The sequence below is a fragment of the Pseudomonas alloputida genome (genome assembly GCF_021283545.2).
Classification (GTDB): Bacteria; Pseudomonadota; Gammaproteobacteria; order Pseudomonadales; family Pseudomonadaceae; genus Aquipseudomonas; species Aquipseudomonas alloputida.
Genome location: NZ_CP128540.1, coordinates 4,725,224 through 4,751,887 on the forward strand (window position 1 = coordinate 4,725,224; position 26,664 = coordinate 4,751,887).

General features: G+C 54.5%; 17 protein-coding genes. 8 read left to right on the forward strand and 9 right to left on the reverse strand.

The genetic code is table 11. The features are described 5' to 3' along the window. Positions 1-57: 57 nt before the first annotated feature. The 7 genes from LU682_RS21865 to LU682_RS21895 all read right to left on the reverse strand — a co-directional run bounded on the left by LU682_RS21865 (position 58) and on the right by LU682_RS21895 (position 9,245). A complete protein-coding gene (locus LU682_RS21865) occupies positions 58-1,167 on the reverse strand; it encodes a glycosyltransferase family 4 protein (protein ID WP_049587273.1) in 1,110 nt (369 codons plus the stop codon). Next, positions 1,164-2,306, reverse strand: a complete 1,143-nt coding sequence (locus LU682_RS21870; RefSeq protein WP_010952837.1) for a glycosyltransferase family 4 protein — start codon at positions 2,304-2,306, stop codon at positions 1,164-1,166. The genes LU682_RS21865 and LU682_RS21870 overlap by 4 nt, the downstream gene beginning before the upstream one ends. Then, positions 2,303-3,199 (reverse strand): GDP-mannose 4,6-dehydratase, encoded by an 897-nt coding sequence (locus tag LU682_RS21875; RefSeq protein WP_010952836.1) that lies wholly within the window; start codon positions 3,197-3,199, stop codon positions 2,303-2,305. The genes LU682_RS21870 and LU682_RS21875 overlap by 4 nt, the downstream gene beginning before the upstream one ends. Continuing rightward, a complete protein-coding gene (gene gmd / locus LU682_RS21880; protein WP_014860658.1) occupies positions 3,199-4,230 on the reverse strand; it encodes a GDP-mannose 4,6-dehydratase in 1,032 nt (343 codons plus the stop codon). Before gmd ends, LU682_RS21875 begins: the two co-directional genes overlap by 1 nt. A 474-nt stretch (positions 4,231-4,704) precedes the next feature. Further along, positions 4,705-6,120 (reverse strand): TolC family outer membrane protein, encoded by a 1,416-nt coding sequence (locus LU682_RS21885; protein WP_010952834.1) that lies wholly within the window; start codon positions 6,118-6,120, stop codon positions 4,705-4,707. Then, positions 6,117-7,442: an HlyD family type I secretion periplasmic adaptor subunit gene (locus tag LU682_RS21890; RefSeq protein WP_232857214.1), complete on the reverse strand. Its 1,326-nt coding sequence runs from the start codon at positions 7,440-7,442 to the stop codon at positions 6,117-6,119. The genes LU682_RS21885 and LU682_RS21890 overlap by 4 nt, the downstream gene beginning before the upstream one ends. A gap of 12 nt (positions 7,443-7,454) precedes the next feature. Beyond that, entirely contained in the window at positions 7,455-9,245 is a 1,791-nt protein-coding gene (locus tag LU682_RS21895; RefSeq protein ID WP_060488995.1) for a type I secretion system permease/ATPase, read from the reverse strand. Between the two features lie 535 nt (positions 9,246-9,780). Between LU682_RS21895 and LU682_RS21900 the strand changes: the two genes are divergently transcribed. From LU682_RS21900 to LU682_RS21935, 8 genes are all read left to right on the forward strand, one after another. Beyond that, positions 9,781-10,662, forward strand: a complete 882-nt coding sequence (locus tag LU682_RS21900; protein WP_049587270.1) for a hypothetical protein — start codon at positions 9,781-9,783, stop codon at positions 10,660-10,662. Positions 10,663-10,679: 17 nt separating this feature from the next. After that, positions 10,680-12,122 carry a DUF4214 domain-containing protein gene (locus LU682_RS21905; protein ID WP_010952831.1) on the forward strand — a complete coding sequence of 481 codons (1,443 nt, stop codon included), beginning with the start codon at positions 10,680-10,682 and terminating at the stop codon, positions 12,120-12,122. A gap of 143 nt (positions 12,123-12,265) precedes the next feature. After that, positions 12,266-14,734, forward strand: a complete 2,469-nt coding sequence (locus tag LU682_RS21910; protein ID WP_049587268.1) for a glycosyltransferase family 2 protein — start codon at positions 12,266-12,268, stop codon at positions 14,732-14,734. Continuing rightward, on the forward strand, positions 14,734-17,163 hold the full coding sequence (locus LU682_RS21915) for a glycosyltransferase family 2 protein (protein ID WP_010952829.1): 2,430 nt from the start codon (positions 14,734-14,736) through the stop codon (positions 17,161-17,163). Before LU682_RS21910 ends, LU682_RS21915 begins: the two co-directional genes overlap by 1 nt. Positions 17,164-17,204: 41 nt before the next feature. Continuing rightward, positions 17,205-18,809: an aldolase catalytic domain-containing protein gene (locus LU682_RS21920; RefSeq protein ID WP_010952828.1), complete on the forward strand. Its 1,605-nt coding sequence runs from the start codon at positions 17,205-17,207 to the stop codon at positions 18,807-18,809. After that, a complete protein-coding gene (locus LU682_RS21925; RefSeq protein WP_010952827.1) occupies positions 18,806-19,501 on the forward strand; it encodes an acylneuraminate cytidylyltransferase family protein in 696 nt (231 codons plus the stop codon). Before LU682_RS21920 ends, LU682_RS21925 begins: the two co-directional genes overlap by 4 nt. Beyond that, on the forward strand, positions 19,498-20,181 hold the full coding sequence (locus LU682_RS21930; RefSeq protein ID WP_010952826.1) for an HAD family hydrolase: 684 nt from the start codon (positions 19,498-19,500) through the stop codon (positions 20,179-20,181). Before LU682_RS21925 ends, LU682_RS21930 begins: the two co-directional genes overlap by 4 nt. Before the next feature lie 246 nt (positions 20,182-20,427). Beyond that, positions 20,428-21,507 carry a hypothetical protein gene (locus LU682_RS21935; protein WP_010952825.1) on the forward strand — a complete coding sequence of 360 codons (1,080 nt, stop codon included), beginning with the start codon at positions 20,428-20,430 and terminating at the stop codon, positions 21,505-21,507. Positions 21,508-21,656: 149 nt separating this feature from the next. Here the strand turns inward: LU682_RS21935 and LU682_RS21940 are convergent, their stop codons facing one another. Both LU682_RS21940 and LU682_RS21945 read right to left on the reverse strand, forming a co-directional pair. After that, positions 21,657-22,667 carry a hypothetical protein gene (locus LU682_RS21940; protein ID WP_010952824.1) on the reverse strand — a complete coding sequence of 337 codons (1,011 nt, stop codon included), beginning with the start codon at positions 22,665-22,667 and terminating at the stop codon, positions 21,657-21,659. Continuing rightward, on the reverse strand, positions 22,664-26,107 hold the full coding sequence (locus tag LU682_RS21945; protein WP_060488975.1) for a glycosyltransferase: 3,444 nt from the start codon (positions 26,105-26,107) through the stop codon (positions 22,664-22,666). Before LU682_RS21945 ends, LU682_RS21940 begins: the two co-directional genes overlap by 4 nt. Positions 26,108-26,664: the final 557 nt, after the last annotated feature.

Consider the following 26,664-nt stretch of genomic DNA (forward strand, 5'->3'; position numbering starts at 1 on the left):
GAGCGACTGATCAAACAGAAACGCCTGCGGCAGTGCCTGAAAACGCAGACTGGCTGCCTACAACAGGCTACGGTAGAGATCGGCATACGCACCGGCCATGGCCGAAGCGGTAAATACTTCCTCATAACGTTGCAACGCCTTGGCCCCCATCGCCTGTGCCATGGCAGGGTCATCCCACAAGCGTTGCATGGCCTGCGCTAACGCTGCGGCATCCCGAGGCGGCACCACCAAACCGGTCTGGTCAGCCAGGTTGATGAAGGTCGTACCCGAGCCCATTTCGCAGCAAATCAGGGGCTTGCCATACATTGCCGCTTCCAGCAGAGAAATGCCGAACGACTCGGAACGCAGATGGGATGGAAATACGAATGCATAACACAGCTCCAGCAGCGCCGCTCTGTCATCGTCTGCCAGGCTGCCCAGGAACTGAACATTGTCAAGCCTGAGCTCAGCAGCCTGCTGCTTGAGCTGCGCTTCGAGGAAGCCACCGCCGATGATCACTACCGGCAGACGGTTGATAGACGCAGCCTGTAGCAGGTAATCCAGCCCCTTGTAGTACCGCAACGCGCCTACAAACAGGAAAAAGCGCTCGCTCATGCGTGCGCGCCAGTACGCCAGCTTTTCTACCGTCGCACTGGGATAGGTCGCCCGGTCCAGGCCGAACGGAATGATCGCAAGCTTGTCCTTGAAGCGTGTCAGCACCTGACTGTGCGCGGCATAGTTGGGTGAGGAGACAACAATACGGTCAACATTGGAAAGAAAACGGCTCATCAACGGCTGATACAGCTTGAGCAGCCATTTTTGCTTGATGATATCGGAGTGATAGCTGACCACAGTCGGCTTGTTCAGCCGCCCAAGAAAATGCACCAGATCCATGTAAGGCCAAGGGAAGTGGTAGTGCACAATGTCGGCCTGGGCCGCCAGCTCGGCGAAATCCTTGATCACCGACAGTGAAAAACCCGTTGAAGCGACATGCAAGTCCAGCTTGGAGCGGTGAGTCAGGTGGCTGCCTACCGGTTCATTGCGCGCAGCCCCACGCGGGCTGAGGTATAGCACCTCTGATTGCACGCCGTGCTCACGGGTGCCTTCGGCGATCTGAAAAATGACCTGTTCGATGCCACCCATGGAGTCCGGGTAATACGTTTTAAAAAAATGCAGAACCTTGATCATCGTTCCTTGACCGACTTGTAAACCTCGACTGTACCCTGAGCGCAACGCTCCCAAGAAAAGCCACCGGCATGCAGCAGCCCCCGCTGCACAGCAGCAGACCGCCACGCTTCATCCTCGAGACCCTGGTGCAACAACCCGGTCAGGCCTTCTACATCATCGGGCGCGCACATCAACGCCGCCGAACCCGCTACCTCTGGCAACGACGAGCTGTTGGAACATACCACCGGTACCCCCGAGCTCATGGCCTCGAGCACTGGCAGGCCGAACCCTTCATAGTGCGACGGGAAGGTGAACAGCCGAGCGCCGGCAAACAGCAGCGGCAAGTCTTCACTGGCAACGAAGCCGAGGTAGCGCGCCCAGCCTTCCTGCTGTGCCTGGGCGATACGGCTGTGAATCGCCTCGCTACGCCAGCCATGATACCCACTGAGGATCAACGGCCAACGCTGGCGCAACGCAAGTGGCAAGCGGCCGTAAGCATTAAGCAAGGTCTCGATGTTTTTGCGCGGCTCGATGGTACCGACGAACAGGCTGTAGCCGCCTAGCTCCAGGCCGTGCCGTGCAAGGGTTTCACGCAATGCCTGAGGAGTCCGAGGATGGAACTGCGGCGAACTGGCCAGCGGTACCGCATGAATGCGCTCCAGTGGCCAGCCAAAGTAATCCGCCAACTCCTTCCGCGTGTGGTGCGAAACCGTGATCAGAGCGTCAGCACGCTCCAGGGTCAGCTTGAGCTCCTTTTGAAGGTAACGGGCAATCTGCGGCGTGTGGCAATGAGCCCAGGTAAAGGGCGACAGGTCGTGAAAGGTCGCCACTCTCGGCCCTGCAAACGGCGGCAGGTAGAAATTGGTGCTGTGGTAGATGAAGTCTTCATGGCCGCGCAACGCACGCTTGCGCAACAAAGGCATCAGGCGCCGATAAGCTTCAACCGCCAGGGCATTTTTCTGCACGAACCGCTTGAGCCCATGCACGGCGTCGGACTGGTCCGAAGGCTTGAGCAGTTCGGGCAAGAACCTGCTGCCAGCAAATAGACGCAGGTCACTGATTTGCTCGGCATGCTGCAGCCGTGACGCCAGTTCATAGGTGTAGCGCCCGATGCCGGTCAACGGGAAGCGGACCGACTCGACTGAAAGGATGAGCTTCATTGATCAGAAAGCATCCAACCCAAGGTTTCGTCCAGCGAAGGCGTATGCCACCCCGGCACAAACCCGCGCAGCTTGCCATTATCGCCACACAAGGTCTTGACCTCGTTGGCACGGACAAAGGCCGGGTTGACCTGCACGTCCAGCTGATGGCCGGTAATGGCGGAACACTTGGCGATAACCTCGCGCAGCGAATGCGTTTGCCCCGAACTGACGTTGACTATCTGGCCCAGCGGGCGTGCCTCGATCAAGCCGCGGTACGCCTGCACGACCGCACGTACATCGCTGAAATCGCGCCATACGTCTAGGTTGCCGAGCTCGATGGTGTCGGCCTTGCGGCGAAAATGCGAAACAATCTTGGGCAGCAGGAAATTCTCTGCCTGCCCAACACCGGTGTAATTGAAAGGACGCGTGATGACGATAGGCAAACGGTCACACCACAGCCGCGCCATGTATTCCATGGCCAACTTGCTGACCGCGTAATCATTGGCCGGCGCTGGCGGGGTCTGCTCGCCCAGCATCCCTTCGGAAACGTTGCCATAGACGTTGGCACTGCTGGCGATCAACACGCACTCAGGCGTTTTGCCACAGGCCGCGATGGCTTCGAGCAGGTTGCGCGTGCCTATCAGGTTGACCTTGTAGAACGCGTCGGCGGTACCATGCCCGACAAAAGCGATGGCAGCCAGATGCACAACTACATCCGGCTGCAGTTCGGCGAGCAACGCGCGCAGGCCCTGCCCATCGGTCAGATCGACCTGGCGGTAGTCCGCAGCCGGCAACGGCTGGCTGCCTGTACCGAAGACTTCATAGCCGCCGGCCCGCAACTCGGCTGCCATGTAGCGGCCGGTGAACCCGTGAACACCTGTAATCAGCGCGCGCTTGCTAGCCTTTTGCATCAGAACGAGAACCCTTTTTCGTTACGACGCAGGTCGGCTTCGACCATCATACGGCACAGTTCTTCAAGGTTTGTCTTAGGCTCCCAACCCAGAACGTCCTTGGCTTTGGCCGGGTTGCCGATCAGCAACTCCACCTCGGCCGGGCGGTAGAATTTTGGATTGATGGCAACCAGCACTTTGCCAGAGGCGGCGCAGGTGCCCTGCTCTGCCTCGTCCTTGCCGCTCCAGTTGATTTCGATACCGGCAGCTTTGAATGCCATGGTAACGAAGTCGCGTACGGTTTCGGTACGGTTGGTGGCCAGTACGAAGGTGTCTGGTTCGTCCGCCTGCAGCATGCGCCACATGCCTTCTACGTACTCTTTGGCAAAGCCCCAGTCACGCTTGGCATCAAGGTTACCCAGCTCGAGCTTGTCGAGCAGGCCCAGCTTGATTTTGGCGACGGAGTCGGTGATTTTGCGGGTCACGAACTCACGGCCGCGCAGTGGCGACTCGTGGTTGAACAAGATACCGCTGGTCGCAAAGAGGTTGTACGACTCGCGGTAGTTGATGGTCATCCAGTGGGCGTAGAGCTTGGCCACACCATAGGGACTGCGCGGGTAGAACGGGGTAGTTTCGACCTGTGGAATTTCTTGCACCTTGCCGAACATCTCGGAGGTGGACGCCTGATAGAAGCGGGCCTTCGGGTTGACGATACGGATGGCTTCCAGCAGGTTGACTGCACCCAGGCCCGTGATTTCGGCGGTGGTCAGCGGCTGCTCGAACGACACACCGACGAAGCTTTGCGCAGCCAGGTTGTATACCTCGGTAGCTTCGGTGGTTTGCAGCAGGCGGATGCTGGCAGACAGGTCGGTGAGGTCATACTCGACCAGATGCAAGTTGGGATTGGTGTGAATCCCTAGCTCCTCGATGCGCCAGAAGTTAACCGAGCTGGTACGACGATAGGTGCCGTAGACTGTGTAGCCCTTCTCCAGCAGCAGTTCCGCCAGGTAGGCGCCGTCTTGACCAGTGATCCCAGTAACGATTGCTTTCATGCGACTTAACCAACTCCGATAGTGCCGTGCGGGCATGTGTGTTTATTTGGCCTGACGCGGGCAATTCCAACCACGCGTATGAAGGTTAGACGAGGAAGTATACATAGGTCGGGCGGAGTACTCGACTCGCAAACAGATGTTGGCTACCCCGGCGCAAGTTCGGCCACCGGCCGATATTGCATAACCTTGGCACCCCCGTGCGCAAAGCAAGTGGGGCACGCGCACGAAAGGCGCATCAGGATACGTGCCGTCGAAGGGCTGTTCCAGCACGGCACTTGTAGGAAGCATCTGAAATAGCCCCATAGCAGCCACCGCCCGGGTCGGCCTGCGCTAAGGTCGATGAAGCCAAACCATCTTGACCTCGCCTGACACGCAATGGGAACAGGACGCAAAAGGGACCGGGGCTAAATTGATACTGTGCGCTTCACTGGTTGGCGCTGCGCTTCAGCCCCTGAAGCGCAGACCCCCTCGCTTTCAGCGACTGGCGCCCAGGCGAGCAACCTCGCCACCGGGCAGGCTGGTCTCAGGCACCGGGCTCAACCAGACATTGACGTTATCCACACTTTCCTGATTCAACTCACCCGCCCAACGGTTGAGCAGGAACAGGTTGGTAATAAAGTCGTACTGCGTTTTCAGCAGGTCCCGGCGCGCCTTGAACTCGTTCTGCACCGCAGTAAGCACATCCACAGCATTGACCACACCGAAGGTGAACGCCTTCTGCGCCGCAACACTGGAATGCTGTGCCGATGACAGTGCGTTGCGGTTAGCCCGGATTTTTTCTACCGCGGCCTGTGCAGTCAGGTAGGCAGTGGTGGTTTCCTTGACCACCTGGCGCCGCACCCCTTCCAGCTGTTCCTCGGCTGCCAACTGATCATCATACAACCCGCGCACCCGAGCGGAAGTGGAGCCACCGCTGTAGATCGGGATCTTCACCCCAAACGAAGCCACATAACTGTCACTGCGCGGCGCCTGGGTATTGTCATAGCCCTGGTCGTTCTGCTGCGCACTCAAGCTTAACGACAGTTGCGGATAGTGCTCGCCCTTACCCTCGCGCACCGCTGCATTGGCTGCCTCTGCCCCGCTTTGATAAGACTTCAGCAACGGGTTGTTTTCAACTGCTTGGGTAACCCAGTTCTGTAAGGGCCGGGTGGGCGCCTGCAATGCCACGTCGTTGCGTACACGGCTGAGCGGCTCGGTAATCGGCCGCCCGACGATCTCGGCCAATGCCTCGCGGCTTACTTGCACCTGATTGCGCGCTTCCACTTCTTGCGCAAGCAAAAAATCTACCCGTGCCTGCATGTCGAGCTTGTCGGTGATTTTGGCCATCTGCCGTTCGAACATGCTGCTGACGCGATCAAGGTTTTTTTGGGTTGCCCGGCGCTCAGCCTGCACCAGCGCCAGCTCGTCGTCCGCAGCCAGCGCCACGAAGTAGCGCTTGGCGAGGTCGACTGTAGCCTCTGCCAGCGTGTCTTCAGCTTCATGACCTTTTTGATCCTTCACGCTCTTGGACTTCTGGTAGCGCTCCCAGGCTGGCTTGTTGTACAGGTACTGGGTGAGACTGAGCGAATAGGTTTCGGTGTTATAGAGGTCGCGCTCAGCCTCGTTCTTGCGCAGGATGCGGCTGGAGTTGGCATTGGCCGACACCTGGGGCAGCAGGCTACCCAGCGCTGCCCGCTGCTGTTCACTGGCAGAGCGCGCACGCGCGTAAGCGGCAAGGACCCGCGGGTCCTCCAGGCGCGCCTCACGGTACAGTCCCGCCAGGTCCAACACGTAAGTCGAAGCCGAAACCCCTCTTGGCTGCTCACCAGCGGCATCCTTCCCTTCCATAGCCACCGCTTGCCAGGCGACCATGCACATCATCACTCCAGGTAACAAACGCAGCACAATCATTCCTCGATCAGCGATTCAGCGAATATGTTGCGCGCTGGTTTCAACAGGTACTGCAGCATGGTGCGGTCGCCTGCGTTGATGAGGACTTCAGCTGGCATGCCGGGTTGAAGCTTGCGGTTGCCAAGTTTTTTCATGCCGTCTTCAGTGACCTTGACGCGGACCAGGTAGTACTGGTCCCCCGAGCGCTCTTCGACCAGGCTGTCGGCCGAGATCCGCGTCAACTTACCTTCGATGACCGGCGTGGTGGCCTGGTTGAACGCAGAGAAGCGGACGTCCGCAGTCTTGCCCAGCTCCAATCGGTCGATGTCCCGAGGGGCCACCTTGGCTTCAACCACAAGATCCGACTGAGCTGGCACGATATCCAGCAAAGGGGTAGCTGCACTGACCACGCCCCCAATGGTGTGCACTTTCATGTCCAGCACCATGCCGCTTTCCGGCGCGCGGATCACCACCCGTGACAAGCGATCACGCAACGCTGCTTCTTTTTCCTGCAGGTCGAACACCTGAGCCTGAACGTCCGACAGCTCCTTGGCCACGTCGGCATCGAACTTCTTCTTCAACTGCACGATCTGCAGTTCGGTCTCGCCGATCTGCAGTTTGGTCTTGGTAATGCTCGACTGGTGGTCAGCCACTTCAGTCTTCAGCATGTCGAGCTTGCGCTCCTGCTCCAGCAAACGCTGGTTGTCAACAAAGCCTTCGGCCAACAACTCCTTCAACTGTTTGATTTCGCCAGAGTACGACTTGTTCAGGCCTGCCTTGGTGCGGATCATGTCGTTCAGACCGGCGATCTGCTGCTGCATTTGCTGGATCCGCTCACGGTTGACCGAGATTTCGCCCAGCAACGAATCGTGGCGGGCCTTGAACACCTGCTGCTCACCTGCCAGCGCTTCTTGCGCGCGGTCAGAATCGGTACCTTCCATTATCACCGACGGGATCGAGTCCAAGCCGTCACGCTCGGCACGCAGGCGTGCCTCTTTATAACGGGCAACAATCAGTTGGTTGCGGGTGGACTCATACTCGGCGCTGAGCTGCGACTCATCCAGCACAATCAGCGGATCGCCCTTCTTCACCAGGTCCCCATCGCGGGCATGCAGCTCTTTGACGATGCCACCCTCCAGGTGCTGAACGGTCTTGCGGTAGTTCTGCACCGTAACCACGCCGGTGCCGTGCACGGCGTTGCTCAAAGGCGCGAAAGCTGCCCAGGTGCCGAAAATGCCGAAGGTGACAAAGACAACGGTCAGCCCGATGCGGCGGATGCCGCGATCCGACGTTGGCAGGTCGTCGAAATTGTGGTCGAACGTAGTGATTGCTTTACTGCTCATCTAGAAATCCTTTCAGGCGCCAGTACTGGTGGCAGGCGCAACGGCCGCGGGCGCAGAGGGTGCAACTGGCGGGGTAGCGGGGGCCTGCGGGCTCGCAGCCTGGCTGCCGCGCTGAAGCTTGGCCTGCTGGGCAGCCAGCTCGGCAATAACGCGGTCGCGCTCGCCATACAGCGAAATGGAGCCACCGGCCATAACCAAGATGCGGTCCAACCGAGTGAGGATGTTGGGACGGTGCGAGACAATGAACACAGTCGCGCCGGTTTCCTTGAGCTTTTGCAGGGCTACGCCCAGCGCACGCTCGCCCACATCGTCGAGATTGGAGTTCGGCTCGTCGAGCACGATAAGGCGCGGGTTGCCGTAGATCGCACGCGCCAGCCCAATGCGCTGACGCTGGCCGCCCGACAGGTTCACCCCGTCACTGCCGATGACAGTGTCGTAGCCGTCGGGCAGCATCAGGATCATTTCATGCACACCCGCCATTTGCGCTGCCTGCACCACCTTTTCAGGGTCGACCTTGTCGAAACGCGCGATGTTTTCGCTGATGCTGCCCTCGAACAGTTCGATGTCCTGGGGCAGGTAGCCAACATAGGGGCCGAGGGCTTGCTTGTCCCAAGTGGATATATCAGCACCATCAAGGCGTACAACACCGTGCTGCGGCGGCCAGATGCCCATCAATGCACGCACCAAGGTGGACTTACCGGCTGCGCTTGGGCCGACAATACCGACAATGGAGCCGGCGGGGGCGACGAAACTGATACTACGGAGCACCGGGGCTTTGGCGCCAGGCGGAGCGACTATCAGGTTTTCGACCTGAATGTGCCCCTCTGGGGCGGGTAGCGGCATACGCTCCGGCTCCTTATTGAGGTCGTCCATGACTTTATTCAGACGGTCATACTGCACCTTGGCAGCGACAAAGCCCTTCCAACTGTTGATCATTTGATCGATAGGGGACAGGGCCCGACCGAGCAACAAGGAACCTGCCATCAACAGGCCGGGATTGATTTCATGCTTAATGACGAGATAAGCACCTAAAGCCAACATCACCGATTGCGACCACATACGGAACATTTTCGAAATAGAGCTAACGACCCCGCCCTTATCGCTAGCCTGTGATTGCAGCATCATTACGTATCGCTGACGCTTGGCCCAACGGTTCATGAGTGTTTCGAGCATACCCATGGACTCGATCACTTCGGCGTTACGCAACGTCTTAGACGTGATCACATTAGACGCTACGTTTTCTTTGTTCGCTATGGCTAGAGCCTGACCCGTCACGCGATGATTAATCACTGCAAAGACGGTCAAAATTGATCCACAGGCCAACGTCATCCAACCAAACCATGGATGGAATAGGAACATGACGACTGTATAAATGGGAAACCACGGAGCGTCGAAAAATGCGAACACGCCCGCTCCCGTGAAAAACTGTCGTAAGGACGTTAGGTCATTCAACGACTGCGCCGTAGCATCGCCCCCCCCACTCTGAAGCGATCGCTTGAAGCTGGCTCGGTACACATCCCTGCTCAACAGCACATCTAACCTATTGCTTATACGCACCATGATCCGCGACCGAACCCATTCGAGGGAGCCTAGCGTCAGCAACAGGACGGTCAGGATCAATGTCAGCATCAACAATGTTGACGTGCTGCCGGACGGCACGACCCGCCCGGAAACCTGAATCATGTACAAAGTAGGCACTAGCATCAGCGTGTTGACGAAGAAGCTGAAGAAACCGACCGAAAGGAAGCTGCTTTTACAAGCTTTGAGGGCAGCTTGCAGGTTATTTTCGGATTGTGAACTCATGGTATCCATACTGAGGTAGGCGAAAGCGGCGGGCAGTGTAACATCCGCATCGGGACAGCTGCGTGTCAGATTGTCCGGAAGCTGACTCGTTCCGTGATCAATCGCCTGAATCATAAAATTTTTGGCGAGAAATCTTGCTGATATTTTCCAGCCTCTGCATGCGTGAGCACGAGACGACAAACGGCTATCCACGCAGGAAAAGCTATTGAAGCCATGTCAAAAAAACCGCACCATGCAAACACATTGCGCTCAAACGATTCGTAAATCGTTGATTTTCGGATTCTTAAAGGTAATTTTCTCTAATCCTTGCGTTCCGGTCAGGTATCCCCAGCAGCCTGTGTCGAGTGCTGACAGAATCGCTAAGTTCCCAGCGCATATGAAATTTTTTTTAGAAATCTTGGTTGACAACATTTCCCTCGGACGGCATCTTCGCCACTCGCAGGGAGCCATCACTGGCCGTTTGGTGCACGCACGGGTTTGAGCAGGTTAGCTACCAGTGTTTTTTGTTTAAAAGGAGCTTAACAACGCCATGTCTATGCCTTCGCAGACCCTTGACGGCCTGAAAATCAGCTCTCGGGTTACGCTGCTCGAACCGGGCATGTACATCTTCCGCTACGCCTCGCAGCCCCCGGCAGACAAGCCCGTATGCATTGCCTTGCAGCAAGCACCACTGGGCAAAGGCTCCATCGATTTCTTCCCCGCCGAGGGCGTCAGCAAGAACATGCTGACCAAGCTGGGCGACACCATTGTGGCGCGAGTGAAAGGTGGCGTAACCACCGTGCTGATCACCGAATACCATATGTTCGACGAAGTGATAGAACCCGTCGACCTGCGCATCGACCGCATCGACACATCCCCCGCCATCATGCGCACCTACGCCGTGGTCGCCACCGCAGAGCCCGCGCAGGCTATTGCGGCCAGCTCCAAGCCCCTGCCCATCACGCTTACAGCGCACCTGAAAAAGGCGGGTGAAGTGATGTCCAGCGAGGGCTGGGTCGGCCTCCCGGGCACTGACGACTTCATCGAATCCTTTGCCGTCGATTGGGCTGAAAAGCCCGTCGGCGTGGATCTGCTCTATACCTGCATGGTGGCCGGCTCCGGCCCCTGCCGCAATGTCTCCACAGGCACTTTTGTCGGCGCTCGTGCTCAAGGCCTGCCGCTGCTGTGCGTAGGTTTTAGCCTGGTAGGGCCATTGCGCAAACACTATGAACTGACAGGCCTGGTGGTGTTCGGCAATGCCGAGCCACAGCGCCTGGTCGCCAATCAGATGATGCATGGCCCCACCGGCAACGAGCCGTTGGTGGCGCTGCATATCGCCTTGACCCCCGTTACGAAGATGAACGCTGCCCGCCTTAAGTCTCCGTGGGAAAACTCTGCAACCGAGCAGAACACTATTGCAGCGGGCCAGATGGCCTGAAGTAACAGGAATACACAATGCAATACGATAATCCCGTACAGAGCAGCGATCTGCTGGCAACCCTGACCGCCGAAAGCGCCAACCTCTCCGACTCCACTATCGAGGCTATCAACAGCCTGCTGAACCTGGATAACGTAGAGACCGTGGAAATCGCTGGCATCAATGGCAACACCGTTCAGCTGCCGGAATCCGGCACTGCCAGCATTGTTCAAGGTACTGTCGATGGCGCTAAAGGCGACCAGGTCATCGTCGACCTGGCTGCTGCTGAAGCCGCTGGCGTTAATGCCTACGTGCTGCAGTCGGATGCCAACCTGGTAGTCAACCTGGAAGGTAACTCCAACGCTGCACCTGCTGACGCCCAGGTCTTCGCTGCCTTGGCTGCAGTCGACACCTCGGCTATCGACCTGGTAGTTACCACCGGCAACGGTGACGACGTCATCACCGTCAAAGGCGACCAGAACACCCTGATCGACGCTGGCGACGGCAACGACACCATCGTGACTGGCAACGGCGACAATGTCGTTATCGCTGGCGCTGGCAATAACAACGTCACCACCGGTACCGGCGATGACACCATCATCCTGAGCGGTAGCAACCACGCTGACATCGTCAACGCTGGTGCTGGCTACGACGTTGTCCAGCTGGACGGCTCGCGCGATGACTATGCCTTCGCAGTCGGCAACAACTTCAACGTCAACCTGACCGGCAACCAAACCGCTTCGATCACCGACGCTGAGTTCCTGACCTTCGTCAACGGTGAAGAAGTTGAAACTGTTGCCCTGGCCCACAACGACGCAGAAGCTGCTGCCCTGCGCCTGTACCAAGGCATCCTGAACCGCGACGTAGACCAGGAAGGCGCCAAGTTCTTCACTGGTTATGTCAACAACGGTGGTTCGCTGACCGACGTTGCCAATGCCCTGCTGGATTCGTCCGAGTTCGCGGGTGTTAACAACGCCAATGACGTTAACGACCTGTACCAGGCCCTGCTGGGTCGCGGTGCTGCTGATGACGCCGCTTCCAGCGCCTGGACCGACCTGCTGGCCAACGGCGGTAGCCTGGCTGACGTAGCTGCTGCCATCTCGGTTTCGGCCGAAGCTCAGGCACTGGATGCGTCGAACGGTACCTTCGTTGAAAGCCTGTACGAAGCTGCCCTGGGTCGCGAAGCTGACGAAGCTGGCCTGCAAAACTGGGTATCCCAGCTGTTCAACGGCGCTAGCCGTGCCGACATCGCCCAGGCGATCGTAGGCTCCGCCGAAGCGGCGTCGAAAGCCAACTCCGACTTCATCGATTCGCTGTACCAGTCCGCTCTGGACCGTACTGCTGATGACGCCGGCAAGGCGCACTGGGCTGCTCAGCTGGAAGCTGGTGCTTCGCAAGCAGACATTGCCCTGGCAATCGTTGGTTCCGACGAAGCCGTTGCTCACAACGACAACGTTGTTGTACTGCACGGCCAAGTTTAACTAGCCCTGCTGTAGCGCTGCGTATGTCTGGCCTTAGGGCTGGGCATATGCCAAAGGGGCGACTTTCGGGTCGCCCCTCTTTTTATTTTTTTAGCCAAGCCAAACTTATGTCCAGACAACTCGACCATGGGCGAGAAACGCTCATGGACATTTTCCATCGTCATCGCCTCTCCAATGAAGGCTATGCCGCCAGCGTACTTGAGCGCGCCATGCAAACTGCCGAGCACCGGCCAGAGGCACTGGTATGGAAAGGCATGGCGGCATTAGCGCACAATCCTAAGCTGGCATTTTTATTCTTTATCAACGCAGCCCAATTGTTACCGGACCGTGCTGATGTCCAGGCACTGGTAGGTCGCGCCTTGCTGGCACAAGGGCTTGCAGTGCTCGCCACCCGATACCTCACGCAGGCATGGCAGAAACTACCCGATGACGCCTCCTTGCGTATGCTGCTTTGGCAGGCACGTAGCCAGTCCGAGCCCCCCGCCACACTGCGCAGCATGATTCTTGCCCACTTGCCTGAGATCAATGCGCCCAAAGAATTAGCCCAAGTGATCAAGCTGCTCGCGGCGCAGGCCGACGCCCCTCGTAGGATAGGTGTGGTGCGGTACCTGGAGACACACAGAGAGATCCAGGGATGGGCCATTGACCTTGGCAACCTGCAGGCTCCTGCGTCCTTGAAGATCGAGGCTGACAGCGTGAACGTTGACGCCGTCGCCAGCATACCCCACCCCTTACTCAGCGCTGCCGGCCTTTGCACCACTCATGGCGGCTTGCGTGTAAGTGTGCCAAACCCCAAGGCGCAGGTGCATATCCGCTTCGCCGACAACACCCACCTGGTAGGCAGCCCGGTTTTTGCCATGCCTTCATTTGTGCCACCTATTGAACAAGGCACACAGGTTGAACAAAAGCACGTGGATGTTTTGATACCGGTTTACAACGGGCTGCACGAAACACTTGAATGCATCAACAGCGCACTCGAGGCTCGCAAACTTAACCGCACTCCTCATCGCCTGGTCGTGATCGAAGACGCCACCCCCGTGCCGGCTCTGGCGAAAGCGCTGAAAATGCTAGCCGGTAAAGGCAAGATCACGCTGGTGAATAACGCCGTAAACATGGGCTTCATCCGTACCATGAACCGTGCGATGGCACTGAGCCCTGGCAGGGATGTGGTATGGCTGAATGCCGACACACGGGTACAAGGCAACTGGCTCGACCGCTTGCGCAACATCGCTCACAGCAGCGCAGATATCGCCTCTGTCACGCCATTCACAAACAATGGCGAGCTGATGAGTTTCCCACAAAGCCAAGTCAGCCATGCCATGCCCAATGCTCGTGAGCAGGCAGCGCTGGATGAACTGGCCAAACATGCCAACATCTCTCCCGTCGAGATCGAGACTGGCTGCGGCTTCTGTCTGTATATAAAGCGTGCAGCGCTCAACCAGGTCGGCTACCTGGATGAAGTTTACCTGGCCAGAGGTTATGGCGAAGAAACCGACTGGTGCCTGCGTGCGCGCAGCTTTGGCTGGCGCCACATGGGCGCGCCTAATGTATTCGTGGCGCATCAAGGCGGGATTTCTTTCGGGGCGGAAAAAACACTGCGCGTCGCACACAACAACGCTATCTTGCGCCGCCGCTATCCAGGCGCTTCGGCACGCTATAGTGCGTTTTGCCTGCGGGACCCGATCAAAGCTGCCCGGGACGCGCTACAGCGCGCCCGACTGGCCCGCTTCGCACAACAGAGCGATGAACAAAAAGCCTCGCAATGGCCGATGGAGGCAGGTAATACGCTACACATTCATGACGGCACAGGGGCTGATTCTACCCTCTCTCTTGTCTGGCACCGGGATAGCCATCGCACTTGGGTCACGCTGAAAGCCCCGCTTGCCCCCTTGCCTTTGGAGCTTGACTACGAGATGCCTGGAGAATTCTCCGAGCTGGTCCAGAACCTAGCAACGCTGCCACTGAAAGGCGTCGTGCTCGAACACCAGGTCCAGTGCCCCTCCAAGCTCTGCGATCTGCCTTCACTGCTGAACATTCCTTACACAATCGTACACCGTGACGGCCATCTGCAAGGCCTGGACGCTACCTACGATTGGCAGCGCTTGGCCAACCGGGCAGAAAGCGTGGTTTTACCGTGGCAGTCCTGGCATAGCGCATTCGCCGAGGCGTTCCCGCAAGCCAACCTCGTTATTCAACCATGCGCCGAACTGCCCACTCCTGCAACCAGCCAACCCAACATACTGCTGATCGGCGACGCCCTGGATGATACAGACATCATCCAGACCTGGGTTCGCCTTGGCAGACGCATCACTCGAGAGCGGTTACCGCTTACGCTGCTGGTTAAACAAGACACACCGTGGCTAAAAACCTTATCTGCAACCGGTGCGGTTCAGGCACTACCCCAGGTAACCGGTTTCAGCTTGCCGGAAATTGCCAAGGCGACCGGATGTGATGCAGTGGTCAGTCTTGCCGCTTCTCCTGGCGAAAAATGGCTTGCCCCGGAACTTGCCAGCCAGTTGGATTTGCCGTTGTATACGCGTTGCCATTCCCTAGGCACTGAAGCAGGGGCGACCTGTGTAACCCAATTACCATTTTCACTGAGCCAAGCCTGATGACACAGAACGTCCTCAACGAGCGGCCGGCGGGTCAGAAACCTGTAGCGCTCTCCTCTTTTCGTGGCTGCATCAACGGACTTTACGGGGATGTTCTGCAGGGGTGGGCTATCGATATCACGCAGCCAGATCAGCGCCCTGTCATCGAAGTTTTCGTTGACGGGGCCAGTGTCGCATTGGCCAGGGCAGACCAACATGAGCCCAATGCTCCACACGGCGATCACTTCCATGGCTTTACCGTGCAACTGCGCCAGAGCCTGCTGGCGGATGCCAACCGAATAACCGCTCAAATTGCTAATACAGGCATCCACCTCGAAGGTGAGATTGAACTCCCTTCCCAGCCTCCACAAGAAACTGCTGCCGTAGCTTCACAGGTATGGCATACGGGTGGGTTGCGCGTCGGCGGCTGGTCTTGGGATCCACAGGCGCCGCATCGCCATGTTGTAGTTACGCTACGCGAAGGTAGCCGGGTTGTTGCCCAGGTCACTTGCAATACCCACCACCAGGCACTCGCGTACCGGGCCACAAGTGATCACGGTTTCGCGATAGACCTGCCGTGGGAACTGGCAGATGGCAAGTTGCATGTCATTGAAGTAACCAATGACCTTGGACAGTCGCTGCCGGGAAGCCCTATTCGTTTGCGCTGCCGCCCGGAGGGCCTGGAAGGCTTGTTGCATCAGCTTGAACTGAAACCCGATGCTGCAATGCAGGCCCTTGTGGCAGAAGTTGCGAAGGAACAATCATCGCGCTTACCAAAAAGCGCAGGATGGCAGCACTATCCACGATGGTATGACGCCTTCCAGAAGCGTGAGCCTATCGCTGCCATCCCATCCAGGTTCAGACCCGGCCTGTTACTGCTAAGTGAAGGTGACGCCACTCTCGAAAAAATCAGCCTCGATAGCCTGGGCGATGACGCTGAAAGTGTCCATCAACTGGCGAAGGCTGCCCCGGCCGACCTTCTCCCCGCAGTTGAACAACTGCTGGCAGCCGGCTGCGACAGCATTATCCAGATCGCTGCAGGTGACAAACTGGCGCCCCGAGCCATGGCGCAGCTTCGCAATTTGCTGGAGGAAGGTTGCGCTTGGGCTTATGCCGACTGTGACCGCGACGGGCCACAAGGCCAACGTAGCCAGCCATGGTTCAAGCCGGTTTGGGACATTGACCTGTTCATTGGCGCAGACATTTTCTCTACTGGCGCAATTTTCTCTGCCGCCATTGTCAAAGAGGCTTTGGCATTGCTCAAAGCAGGCAAAAAGCAGTCTGCCATTAACCGCCACGATCTAATCGCCGGTATAGCACTAGCGACGGAGCTAAACGGCAGGTCTGTAACGCACCTGCCTCGGGTTCTCTACCATCGCTCTAGCGATACCTGTACAAGCCCGGAGCAAGCAGCTCCCTCAAAGCAACGCAAGGACGCCGTGGCGTGGTTATGCCAAGGCCTGGCCCCAGGTGCGCACGTCAGTGCCGTACCAGATTACCCTGCTCTGCTCAGGGCTCACTGGCCGCTCCCCGAGCAACTGCCACGTGTCAGCCTGATCGTACCCACACGTGACCAGTACAAGCTGCTGCACGCCTGCATCGAAGGCCTGTTGAACAACACGGATTATCCTGACCTGGAGATCATTGTTGTCGACAACCAGTCGACTGACCCGCAGACATTGGCCTACCTAGCCGAACTCAAGCAGCGCGGCGTTAAGATTCTTGCGCACCCACACCCCTTCAACTACTCCACGATCAACAATCGCGCGGCGAGCGCTGCCACGGGAGAGCTGATCGGCCTAGTCAACAACGATATCGAAATCATCGAAAGCGGCTGGCTTAAAGAAATGGTTTCGCAGGCACTGCGCCCCGGAATCGGCGCAGTGGGTGCCAAGTTGCTGTGGCCCAACAGGATGGTCCAGCATGGTGGCGTAGTTGTTGGCGTCAATGGCCTCGCGGCCCATGCTGGCAACACCTTGGAGCAACGAGATGCCGGGTACCTGGGGATGAACCAGGTTACCAGGAGGCAGAGCGCGGTAACGGCGGCGTGCCTGCTGCTACGCAAGTCGTTGTTCGACTCGATTCAGGGCTTGGATGAACGAGCGTTTCCTGTGGCCTTCAACGATGTCGATTTATGCTTGCGCATTCATGAACTTGGCCTACGTAATGTCTGGACCGCCTTCGCGCAATTGATCCATGCCGAATCCGCCAGCCGAGGCAAAGATATCTCGCCAGAGAAAATGGCACGCGCCCAGCGAGAGCAGCAGTTGTTTACAGAACGATGGTCAGTCAGCTACAGGGATCCGTACTACCATCCCGCATTAAGCCTGGACTATCTGACCGGTCCGTACGGGGGCTTGTCACTGCCGCCAGAACCAGAATATTGCGCCCCCAGAAAATTGGCATCCAGTGAGACTCATGGTCATATCTACTTGGCTGATCCTTCCTGAAGCGCCAATACAATCACCCATCAATACAGGGACACATTGACATGAAGCATCTGGACTGCACACTTCGAGATGGTGGTTATTACAATAACTGGAACTTCTCCGAAGCGCTGATTGCACAGTATATAACCGCCATGCAAGCTGCTGGCATTCAAACGATTGAGTTGGGCCTTCGTTCGTTAAAAAACAGCAGTTTTAGCGGCGCCTGCGCTTATACCACTGATGCCTTCCTGAGCACCCTGGATCTGCCCCCTTCCATGACGATCGGAGTGATGGTTAACGGCAGTGAACTGGTCGGAAAAAACGCGGGACAGCAGGCACTGCAGCTACTGTTCCCCAGCCCCGCGAGTGAATCGCCGGTTGACCTGGTGCGTATTGCTTGCCACGTTCATGAGTTTGCAGAAGCACTCCCTGCGGCGAGCTGGCTCAAAGAACGTGGCTACGATGTCGGCTTCAACCTGATGCAGATCGCGAACTGCTCAGAAAGCGAAATCAAAGCGCTGGCTAAACTTGCAAACAACTACCCGCTGGATGTGCTGTATTTTGCTGACAGCATGGGGAGCATGTCCCCTGATGATGCGGCACAGATCATCCAGTGGCTGCGTAGTGAGTGGCAGGGTGCCTTGGGGATCCACACCCATGACAATCTCGGCTTGGCGCTTTCCAATACCTTGCGCGCGATGGATGAAGGCGTTACCTGGGTCGACTCTACAGTCACTGGTATGGGCCGAGGGCCCGGCAACGCCCGCACCGAAGAGCTGGCTATCGAGATTGCTGCACGCACTCGGAAACCAGCGAATCTGATACCTTTGATGACGCTTCTTCGTGAGCACTTCAAACCCATGCAAGTTAAGTATGGCTGGGGGACCAACCCGTATTACTACCTCGCTGGCAAATATGGTATCCACCCAACCTATATTCAAGAAATGCTGGGTGACTCCCGCTTCGGCGAAGAAGATATTCTTGCGGTCATTGAATACCTTCGCAATGAAGGCGGCAAGAAGTTCAGCGTACATACGCTTGATGCCGCCCGACACTTTTACCGTGGCGCGCCCACAGGTCAGTGGGCACCGCAGGATCTTCTTGCCGGCCAAGATGTATTGCTTCTAGGTACTGGTCCTGGCGTAGCGGCGCACCGGCAAGCATTGGAACACTTCATTCGCCAGCATAAACCGGTTGTGATGGCTCTGAACACGCAGAGCTCAATTGCTGCTGAATTGATTGATGTCAGGGTAGCTTGCCATCCCGTCCGCCTTCTGGCCGATTGCGAGGCGCATATCGAGCTGCCTCAGCCTTTGATTACGCCCTACTCCATGCTGCCGATGGATGTGCAGGGTGCGCTCGCCAATAAAAACGTCCTTGATTTCGGCCTGAATGTTCAGCCCGATAAATTCACGTTCGAGGACACCCATTGCACTATCCCGACCTCGCTAGTGGTAGCGTACGCCATGGCTGCCGCCAGCTCTGGCAAAGCTAAACGCATTCTCATGGCTGGCTTCGATGGGTATCCTGGCGAAGACCCTCGAAATGCTGATACCAACAAGCTTTTCAGGCAGTATCAAGACACCCAGTCCAGCACGCCGTTGCTCTGCCTGACGCCAACTCGATATGACATTAGCTGCCAAAGCGTTTATGGGCCACTGAAATGAAATATGAAAAAACGACGTGTTTTCTGCCCTGCCGAAAAGGCAGCGAACGCATTCCGAATAAAAATATAAAACCATTTGGCGGCCACGAATTCGGCTTGATTGAAATCAAGTTGAAGCAACTGCTTCAAGCAGACGCTGTTGATTCCATCGTACTGAGCACTAACGACGAAAGCATCCTTGACTACGCCTCATCGCTTCAAAATAATAAAATCAAACTTCATAAGCGACGAGAAGACCTATCTTCCAGCCAGACCAGCACTGACCAGTTGGTGGCGCATGCGCTTGAGTTGATAGGCGAAGGTAATATCTTGTGGACCCACGTTACTTCGCCATTCCTCAGCGCCAGTCATTACAACGAAATCATAAAGCTTCACAATGAGAAAGTACTGGACGGGTACGACTCCTTGATGACCACAAATTTGCTACACGGCTTCCTCTGGCAAAATGGCGAAGCCATGAACTATGACAGAAACCTAGAGAAATGGCCGAGAACGCAAACTCTCACCCCAGTACATGAAGTAAACAGTGGTGTATTTCTTGCTCATGCAACTATTTACAGGGAGTTAGATGACCGAATTGGTCGTAAACCCTACCTTCATCCACTGGGCAAACTGATCAGCCATGACATTGACTGGCCGGAAGACTTCACAATCGCTGAATGCCTGCTAGAAAAAGGTTTGGTTACCCTATGAAGAATATTAAATCGAATCTAGGCGACTACGCCACCCTGGTTTTTGACTGCGACGGTGTGCTGCTAGATTCGAATAAGGTGAAAACCCAAGCCTTCTACGAAGCAGCGCTGCCTTACGGCGAAATGGCCGCCCAAGCTCTCGCTGATCATCACGTTGCTAATGGCGGGATTTCACGCTATAAAAAGTTTTCATATTTCTTAGAACACATAGTCGCCCAACACGCTGAAGGACCTTCATTAGAGCACCTTCTAGACCGCTATGCTGAAAACGTTAGCAGCGGCCTGCTCAGCTGCGATATAGCGAGTGGCATACGGGAGCTTCGAGCAAAAACTCCGAATACTCGCTGGTTGATCGTTTCTGGCGGTGACCAGACCGAACTCCGTGAGGTTTTTGCACAGCGAAAGCTTGCTGAGATTTTTGATGGCGGCATATTCGGAAGCCCAGATGCTAAAGAGGAAATTATTGCTCGCGAGCTACGCAGCTCAAATATCGCACCTCCTGCGCTCTTCATCGGCGACAGTAAATATGACTTCAAGGCAGCTAGCGAATCGAATTTGGATTTCCTTTTTTTGAGTGACTGGTCCGAAGTTAAGAACTGGCAGCAATGGTGCAATGAGAATAATATATATGCTCTAGGCAATATTTCATCTCTACTCGAAACTTGCACTCATCCCGAATAGATAACGCATTAAATTATTTTGCAATTGGGCAGCGCCACTCCAGGCACTGCCCTACGGGGAATATAATGCACCCTCTGCGCTTTGTAAATTTTATTCCCACTTCAGCGCCCCAACCGAAAAATTTATCTTAAAATTCAGCTTCAGCCATAGGTTAAAACCAGAGTTTAGCAAACTAGATCAAACCCTGATAAATCATCTATGCCTACTTAGCATTATTATATTTACATTTTATGGTCGGATACTAACATGATTATTGGCCCCTCGCACGTAGTACGCTGGAAAAGGCTGAGAGATTTTTTTGAAATCGATAGTGAGTTTCATGGGGTCGGTGGGCTCCCGATATGGCATGAGAGCATCAAGAGCTGTTCAAGAACAAATAATCCATTCATCATGGTAGGTGACTTTAGATTCGGCAACACTTATCATCTGACACATAATGAGAACGACGCCTTCATTGTAAAGAAAGAATTTATAAACCCAGAAATAGACAAGCTTATGTATGATAAGTCTATTGAAAGCTTAGAAATCCTTCAAAGAGATGATATAAGACTAGTTTTCTGGTGCCTATTGATCAGAGAATACAAAAACATCAACGAGGATAAATATTTCAAGAACAGCACATACCAACATCCCATTTGGAATTTACCCGCAATTGAAAGCAGATTCAGAAACAGCATAAAACTTTCTGACATACTTAATTACGATCTTAACTTCTTGTTTATTGACTCAAGTAATCATCCTTCAATTTTTGGTTATTACTTCCTCAAAAAAATCCACGAAGGGTTGCCTTCCCCGCAAGCACTAACGTTGGCTCTGAAGGCAAAAAAATCGTTTTTTAAAATATTTGATTATTTCAAAAACGACAGCTTTGTCGTATCGGGAACCACTAACACATTCAGACTCATCAAGGATTACCTAAGACGAGGAATTCTTGATATAACAAAAGTCGGCGGCTTTCATGTCAGGGAAGCTGATGAGGCTCTTTTTTCATCACATAAATATCACGAAACGCTAATCTATTTCGCAAAAGAAGAAGATTCCAAACCGAACGAAGCCAGCCTTACCTTCTTCGACAAAGCGCCATATCAAAATAAATTACTCATCATAAAAAAAGACGGCAAGACCTACTTTTACAAAGCATTGAAACAAGAAAAACCAACACTATGCTTCGTAATGATCAACCACACTGAAGACGAAGAAATAGTTGGCGACATTTACAACCTTATCGGACTCGCACAAGTACTTTATCTATCAATGTCCTTAATCAAAAAAGATGGCACCATTAAAACCAATCCGTATTGCAAGCTTAGATCAACACTATCATAAATACACATCACAAAGCCTGAGGCGAGCGGTTTCACATCCAAAAAACCGATCGCCTCAGCTAACAAATTTAGAAATAGCTTATTGCAAATCTGCAATAAGCTATTTCATTTTCGGGGCATGTCAAGGGGAGGTAGACTATAAATATCTTATTAAGCATTAAGCGTCATTTCAGTCACGTCAAAAAACTCACTTTTAAATTTCGACCGCGAACTTTGAAACCTTGAAAATACGGGCGCAAAGCTTATTTTTCCACTGTACTTGATATCAGCATACCGGGACTCGGAAGGTATCCTGCCTAAACTTTTAGCAGCACATTTCATCGCTAACTCCCCGAGATTCAGGAGTGCATGGCAGTCCGATATCTGCCCCAGAACCCAATCATTCCGAGAATGGAATATATCGTTTATAGCTTTTCTCGAAAAATCAAACGCAGCAAGAAACTTCCAACCTGACTCTTTATTCCTACCAGCAAAGGCAAGTATTGCCGCTTTTAGAATCAAGCACTGACAATAATTCCAATAGCTGAGCTGGTTTAGATTGGGTTCATATCTGCGCAGCGCCGAATCGATTACCCCCTCAGCATCTTCAATACGGTCATTAAGGAGAAGCACCAGGGCAAATGCTGTCGCAGAGGAAATACCCCAGCGCGCAGTATTAGGGGTACAATATTCTACGGCCTCGTCAAACTTTGTTTTTGACTCCAATAGAACACCAATCACCCAACCCCGATACTCCGGGGCCTCTAGATACTTATAGGAAATCAAAGTAATTAATGCGCCGTAAAAATGATTGTTCACAGGCATAATTTCCAGGGCATTGAATGCAACGAAAAATAATTCGTTATTTTCCATGCCACGAGTAGCAGCATTGATTATGGCGCCTGTAACATAGAACTCATCAGCGAGCTTTTTTTCATCCAGCCTAAATTTTTCGAAGGCTCCGGCTAGCTCCAACTCATGCTCGTCAGAAGTCAGTAGCAAACTTTCATAGACCGAAAAATCTCTGATATTGACCTCAATGGCTACCTGCTGAGGATCGCCAGCGTTCACCCATTTGAATGGCACCTCACGCTGCGCCTGGCTAAGATTTATAAATTTGGAAGCATTGACGCTCGCAAATTCAATCACGACTGAGGACAGCCCTATATTTGTAACTTTCATTTTATAAGCTTCCTTCCTACTGCATCGCCATCTTTCAAGGTCATGTAGAGCTTCTTGAGCTCCATAGCTTGGCTCGCTGAGGTTCTCCTTACCTCTGTGTCGGATGCCGCCTTGTGTTGGGCAATTGAGCTACTGATATGCTTTAACGTTAATACTAAGGCTTCCGTACTAGGCTCAATGACATAACCATTCTTATTTGGAACAATGTCCTCGCCTATGCCGCCCATGCTACTGGCGACCGCCCAGCATCCGCTAGCAACCGCTTCACGCGTTACAAGGCCGAAGCTTTCCGGCCACATCGATGGGGCAAAGAGGACATCAATTTTCCCATAAAGGTCTACGATTCCTTTCTGGCTTACGCGACCGATAAAGGTCACTGGCACTTTCCCCCACTGAGAATGATGTTCATACCCCTCTTCCTTGGAATGGTCAACAATCAAAAACTCAAGGTTCTCAGGCTGACTCTGAAGCACTGCTTCCTTAAGCAGATAATACCCCTTGTGCTCCGACATTCCGCCGATATGCCCGCATACAACCCGTTTGGTGTAAGAGGTATCTTTCTGCGTCCACGGAATATCACTGGAGACGCCATTAGCTACAACTTCTATCTGCGGGATACCGTTTCGACGATAAATTTCTGCGAACGCGTTGGACACCGTCAGCACCCTCGAAGCACTATGCAGGAGGTCTTTCAGATCGCGGCGTCGCTCGATGGAGTCTGCCAACGTCATATTCGTTGGCATTTCTATGAGCTCGTAAGGGTCAGGATGCCCGTCAGGATAAACTTTTGAGTTATGGTCGACCAAGAACTGGAAATCCGAGATCCACCAGGCATCGTGAATAGTGACCATGTAAGGAATTTTGGCATCTCGTGCCGCTTCCACAATCGAAGCTGTCAAACGCTGGACGCAATGGAAGTGGATCAAATCGGGTTTTTCCAGCTCCAGGAACTCTTGGAACAGGCGATACATCTCTGGGTCTTTAGGATGCCAATCCATGTGCTCACGCCACAGGGTTGTAGACCTGTAGACCCGGCAGCCCTCATAGGTGTAGACAGTCATCTGATGAGCGGCTCTGCACTCAACATCAGCAGTGAAGACACAGACATCGAGGTCCTCGGCGTAAGCGCTTCTGAACTCTGAGAAGTTATCAGCCACGACACGCGTTGCACCACCAATCGCCTGCGGTGGGAAAAATACGTTGACCAACGCAATTTTCTTCCTCGGCTTGGCTTTCTGAATGCCCCTTACGAAATCGTCGAGCGTAGCTGCCAGTTTACTTCCAAGCGCCTGCAGGCTGTAATCGTCCTGGGCCCGCTTCTGAGCGGCCTGGCCTACCTGTTGCCGTAAGGCTTGGCTATCAGCGAGTTTTTTTAAAGCCCGATACCATTCTTCTTCAGTAGTGGCCAGGAAACCATCTTCTCCATCTTTGACAACGTCACGGTAATTGGCTGTGCTGCTCAAAACCGATGGGATACCGAAGCAGCCTGCTTCAAACCATTTCAGCTCGCTTTTACAGGCATTGACTTTGTCATCGTGCAACACCGCAATATTGATATCCGCTTGCTCAAGCAGCGACCAATAACCTTGCACACTGTCCATGGCCGGCAACTGGGTAAACTGCTGAGCGTATTTTGCGGTAAATGACACTGGCAATCGCAGGTAACCAACAACGACCAAACGAGCCTGAGGGGTCTCGTTAAGCACACGCTCAATCGCAGGCAGCGCCTGTTCGATAAAGTCGGTGTTGTGTGCTTGAGTACCGCTGCCATAGAAGATATCGATGGTCTTCTTGTGCGATTTGTCGTTCGTGCGAATCTGATTCAATCTGTCCAGGCCGTTACGATGCAACCAGCACTGTTTTTCTCTCACCAGCTTGGCAAGTTCCAAACGCAGCGGCTCAGTAGATGCGATCCCCTGACGGCAAAGTCGCGCAGCGGCATTGAACAAAGCCATGCCGCGCGTGAGTTCACGGTGTGTTGCCAGTGAAACATAGCCACCATAGCTATCGATCGACGGCGGGTACTCGGGAACAAATAGCAGATCATCAATTTCGTACAGGCTGAGCTTACCCGTTGCGTTGACTTGAGCGATCGCCTTGATTACTTGAACTACAGCTGGAACTCGATAGAAGATCACCACATCGTGCAGTGCTAATGCATTTTGGTTCTTGTCCAGCTCAGTCCAGCTTATGGCAGTAACTTGCTTGCCAACTGCTTCCAGCTGTTCGATCTTCTGCTCGATACGGTAGCGCACGCACTGGGCTATATGGAAGTCACCAACAATTAAGACACGATCGGTATTCAAATTGCCCAAGGGCGGCAGTGCTGGCAAATCATGTGCAGCGCCTTCCGACAGATCACCATAAACAGGAAGGTACGCTCGATACAAGTCAACCGCGTAAGCGTACGCCTCATTGATCAGGCTCTCCCGGTCCAGCATATCCACTCGGGTCATGAGCTTTGCGTGTAAATCACGCCATTTCTGCTCGGCCAAACGCTCGAGTTCGTCTTGCTGGGGACGGTGATTCGGGTTGGTAGCAATACCTGCAGAAAGCACCCGAATGGCTTCATCTAGCTGATGCAGCTTAGCCAAGCAGTGCGCTTGGTTGAAGGCAGTCCAAACCGGCGGATTCGGCAATTGCGCGGCAGCATTGAAGTACTGCAAGGCAATACTGAAGTGACCATCCTCCATGTAGCTACCGCCTAGCCGGTTGAATACCTCAGCACTCGGCGCGATGCTCAAAGCCGCTTCAAGCAGGATTCTGCCCTCCTGGACCTTGTGCCGGGACAAGTAATGCATACCCAGTTTAGAGAACACTAACTGGCTTTTCTGGGGCGTCTCAGCGAGATCAATAGGGATAACATCCTGCCCCAGGAATATACCCATGACCCGCTGTGGCTCAACCTCAAGGCCGCGCTTGGCACTCCGGTCAATGGCTGCTGAAAGGCTGAACCCGTTCGGTAACAGCTCTAGTGGAAGCTCGTGCTTCTTAGCCCAGGCATCGAGAGTAGGAAGTCGCCCCTCCGCCCGTCCGAAGCGTTGGAAATGTGCTTCCGCAATAGCTTGAGTTTCAACGCCGCCGGCTTTGAGGTCAGGGTAAAAGGTCAGGTAAAAATCCAGGTCAACTTTCGCAACATCCGGCTTGACCATAACGGCGCTGTCGGCCGCATTGAGAACTGCTTCAGCGATAAGCTCCGCATCACCACTTTCGTGCGAAGCCGAGGCATAACGGCCTTCTTGATGACCGAACGCATGCCAATGCTGTTCGAGCGCATCGTCCGTGAGCGAAGATAGGTCTGGGTATCGATTCCGATAATAAGCCAGATCCAGCACAAATCGCCTTGAGCCAGTCTTTTTCTGGGGGACGGGCACTGAATTTCCCTTAACATGCATGCTCGGCTGCACATCTACGCTCGACAAGCCTTCCTTAACAGACATTTTTCACTTTCCTATGAATATTCAAGAGCGCCAGACCGCTGAAACATGAAGAATGACGTCTAACCTGCCGAGCCCCGAGGCTATTATAATTTTTGTTGGGTTGTTCAACATGAATGCAAGAACTGCCATCACTCTAATTCCTATTTCAGGAATACTGACAAATAAAAATGACACTTTCCAACCCCCGGAAACGAACCCGACTTCCAGATGCGCACCCCGCGCTGCCATGCCCAGCGAACTAGAGTCCCAGGATAGCGGTAGCTTAAGGCCCTCTAGACTTGTCAGCACCCAGATTTGTCTCCGTGAGTTGCATCGCTCAAACAACTGTTTCTTGCATGGACACCTGACGACTCCCTGTTGTGTCTAGGCAACCATGAGGTCACCTTCCACCGCTGCAACGGCTCCTCCTCTTCCAGCGTGAGCAGATCGGCACGGTCAGTACCGGCACCCAGCAGTGTATTTTTCGACATCAGGGTGGTCTAATTCCGGCAGCGCTAGCAGCTCGCCTTGCGTTGCCGGGGCGAAGTTTCTCAGCGTCATCTGTCTACGACAACACC